General features: G+C 64.9%; 1 protein-coding gene. It reads right to left on the minus strand.

The window, feature by feature from the left end:
• A partial coding sequence (locus NE591_RS14530) for an isocitrate/isopropylmalate family dehydrogenase (protein WP_256157020.1) occupies nt 1-204 on the minus strand: 204 nt, incomplete at its 3' end.
• Nucleotides 205-299 lie beyond the last annotated feature (95 nt).

The raw sequence follows: 299 nt of genomic DNA on the forward strand, positions 1-299 counted from the left end.
GGAAGCACGGGCCGCATCCAGCGTCGCCGTCGGCAATGGCTCGCCTGTCGCATCGATGGCCGCACCGCCGATGAGCGCGTCGATGTACTCGAAGGCGGTGTCGTACTTCGCACCCACGGCGTCCAGCACCTTCACGCCCTCGGCAATGATCTCCGGCCCGATGCCGTCGCCGGCAAGCAGGCAAATCTTGTAGGTAGTCGTCATGCTACGCGTCCTTTCCGAGCTTCTTCTGCCAGCGAGGCACGAGGCTTCCCGCGTTGATGATCTCCATGAGGAACGGCGGGAAGGGCTGGGCCGTG

The organism is Adlercreutzia sp. DFI.6.23, from assembly GCF_024462535.1.
In the GTDB taxonomy this organism is placed as follows: Bacteria; Actinomycetota; Coriobacteriia; order Coriobacteriales; family Eggerthellaceae; genus Adlercreutzia; species Adlercreutzia rubneri.